This window comes from Paraburkholderia mimosarum LMG 23256 = NBRC 106338 (genome assembly GCF_000739815.1).
In the GTDB taxonomy this organism is placed as follows: Bacteria; Pseudomonadota; Gammaproteobacteria; order Burkholderiales; family Burkholderiaceae; genus Paraburkholderia; species Paraburkholderia mimosarum.
The window spans coordinates 1-2909 of record NZ_BBJJ01000213.1; the positions used below are offsets into that span (position 1 = coordinate 1).

Genomic DNA, 2909 nt, shown 5'->3' on the forward strand with positions numbered 1-2909 from the left:
TTCCAGGTATGTGGCGCATTCCCAAATACTGAAAATCCCCATCAAGGGCTTGTCAGGCGAATTCGTTGCGCTCGAAGATGATCGGGTGGTCGACCTGCCGGTCGACGGCGACTGGCGTCATGATCGGGTTGTGCAAGACCTCGCCCCATTCGTCGATGCGCCGATTTGTGGTGGCGAGCAGAGCGCCACGCCCTCCCTGAACGGAATATCCGCTCGCCTTCTGCGTCATCGACAACCCCAAGCTCGTCGCAGCTTCAAGTGGCTTGATAACCCTTGACGCCTCAAGCTGGACCATGAATGATCACCTGATTTCTTTCGCGACTTCATTCGTTATCCTCTCCATTCCAGACCCGATCACGGAAAACCCACATCAAGGAGGCCGCCACCTTCATTCCGGCGTACATTTACGCGTCATGGTGCGAATGACACATCAAATACCAACATCGCCGCGTCTATAATCAACACCTTCAGGATATCAGCGATCGCATGGAGCCCTACTTTATGAATCAAGCCCGCGGGCGATATGCGGGATCCCGCGACAGCGGTCAACGCCAGGGTCGCCACGAAAAGAAGTCTCAGCCCAACCGGCAGAGGCAGCCGTATGTAAAGCCGCCCGCACAGGACTCCGCCCAGACCGCCTCCATTTTCAAGACGCGATCGTTCCAGTTTCTCGTCGATACGGTAGGCGCAGAGAATATTGCCATCGCGCTTGAATCCAGCATGACGCGCGTGGCCGAACTGCTGAAGGGCGAAAGGTTCACACCCGAGACCGCCTTTCACATGGAAACCACGCTTGGGCTGCCACAAGGATTTTTTGACCAGCCCATTCCTGGACTCGCAGCCGAGACCATCGCCCGGCTGAAGTCACCACTCGATTTCATTCAACCCGACGACGAACCAGACGGAGAGTCCAAAGCACTCAAGCCGGCTTCTGTCCTGACCGTCGACCCGCAACCCTCTCTTGAAGACAGTCTGTCCGAGGAAGCGAAAATGCCCAGGAAAGCAACCGGTGGTACGCCCAGGGCCGTCAAGACCAGTCCAGGCGAAACGGCCGGACAGCCCGACGCTCGTACGCCGCGAAAAGCTGCGCGTGCGAAATCCAGCACGTCTCCTGAAACGGCCCGGCAGCAGTCGCTGGCACTCAACGACGGGGCCGACGTAGAAAACATCCGGCGCGCCAATCTCCACGTTCTCACGAGTCGCAACGGCTCGAAAGCAAGACTTGGCGTGGTCATGGAACTGAGTGGGTCCAATATGGCCCACCGGCTGCATGGAAAGAAGCGCATGGACGCTGCCGAAGCCAACCGGTTCACGGAGCGACTGGGATTGCCATCCGGCTGGCTGGACACCCCGCGCGCCGAAACCGAGATTCCGGCGTCGGTGTCGCGTATGCTTGCGCCTGCGGCGCGCGGACGCGTATCCGCCCAACAGCACGAATCGCTTGTGTCCGCAACAAACGACGACATGCCGGTGAAGGCCACAGGCAAGAAGGCGCGTGCACGGCGCGCGCGGGCGGGCGATCCAGAAAGCTCAACTGTTTCGGCGGATGTCGCAGGAGAGAAAGAGGCGACCGTTACCAGCGCGCAAGATCATGTGAATGGTTTTCCCGACGACGGCACCGGTCACCTGCCTGAAGACAGTGGTGAGGGGGCACCGGCAGCGACACGGGCAACCCCAGAGTCGTTCGCCGCGTCCGTAGTACCGCAGCGAAACCCGGCAGCGCTCCCCTTCGCTTCCGTGACGAGTCTGGACAATCTTCACGGTATTGAGCCGATAGCGGAAGCCTTGATCAAGACGCTGGCAGGCAAGGCACGCACGGGTCGCCTGGACGAACTGAAAGCGCTGGAACTGCTGCAGCAGGCGATCCTGCTATGAGCCGGTATAGCGTGCCAGGCGCCCCGCGCCATGCCGCACAAAGCGCATCGCCGGGTCCCGCTACGCAAAAAATTGCGCTGTGTCAGGTCGACTTGCCACCGACCTGCATCGCCGGGATGACCGGAGAGGTCAATCACCTGATGTTGCCGGGGACGACGGAGACTGGATTTTTCTCCCGGGCTTTCCTGGGCATACTGAGCAGCGTGTGCCAGGACTATCCGCGGCGCGGAGTTCGCCTGCCGTTCAATGGAGTCTGGACATGTGACGACGGCGGGCAGTTGCCAGAAGCGGATTCTCGTCGGCTTCGGCGTCGCCCTTTGGCGCACCGCCATCCGCAATGACGACGTGGACGTCCTGCTCGAAGGCATCTTCCAGACAGCTGCGCGCGCGTGCAACGCATTCATCGGCCGGCGCATCGCCCGCACTCGCGGCAGCCTGCGCGGTCGCTTTCGCGGCCAGGCCAAACGCGGCGACGATCTCCTCCCACGTCAGTCCGGTCGTCATCGCTTCCTGCACGAGCTTGCCCGCGACAGTACCAATCTTCGCTCTTGGTTCGTCCGTCATTTGCTTTTGCTCCCACAATCCTTGCGCCGCGCACCTGCGGCATCACGCGCCCTGTTTCCGCTGGTCAGGCGGATGACGCGTCACAGGCGGCTACGGCTACCAGGAGGGCTATTCTAGCGCCTGCTCACCGCGCACCGGTCGCCACTCACCGATTCCGTTGCTCCGATGCCCGCCGAACTGCGCAATCGCTCCCGCGTAGCATTCCTGAAAGGACATCGCGGACGATACGGCCCGCGACGCCATTTGACGGGCCGAAGCTCGTTTCAAGGTGAATCAGCCCGTCTTTCCCGCGTGCCTTCAAGGTCCTCGACCGATCCGGTTTGCGCCTCCCATCCTGAATGTCAGTTGGCCGACAGACTCCGGCTCCGTCTCCGCAATCAGCGCCGGAAGGCACAGTTGTTTTCGTCCTGACCCGGGCAGCAATGCCCCTCTGCCTGCTCCGACTTTCCAGCGGTTCCTGGGGAGTGCCC

3 protein-coding genes are annotated in these 2909 nt (G+C 61.3%); 1 reads left to right on the forward strand and 2 read right to left on the reverse strand.

Annotated elements, in window-relative coordinates:
- Positions 1-52 precede the first annotated feature (52 nt).
- A complete protein-coding gene (locus tag BMI01S_RS41670; RefSeq protein WP_156123915.1) occupies positions 53-295 on the reverse strand; it encodes a hypothetical protein in 243 nt (80 codons plus the stop codon).
- A gap of 206 nt (positions 296-501) precedes the next feature.
- Between BMI01S_RS41670 and BMI01S_RS36705 the strand changes: the two genes are divergently transcribed.
- On the forward strand, positions 502-1875 hold the full coding sequence (locus tag BMI01S_RS36705) for a hypothetical protein (protein ID WP_042293124.1): 1374 nt from the start codon (positions 502-504) through the stop codon (positions 1873-1875).
- Between the two features lie 243 nt (positions 1876-2118).
- Here BMI01S_RS36705 and BMI01S_RS36710 read toward each other — a convergent pair whose 3' ends face one another.
- The gene (locus BMI01S_RS36710; RefSeq protein ID WP_042293121.1) at positions 2119-2439 is read right to left on the reverse strand and encodes a hypothetical protein; all 321 of its coding nucleotides are present in this window, start codon (positions 2437-2439) and stop codon (positions 2119-2121) included.
- Between the last annotated feature and the right edge of the window lie 470 nt (positions 2440-2909).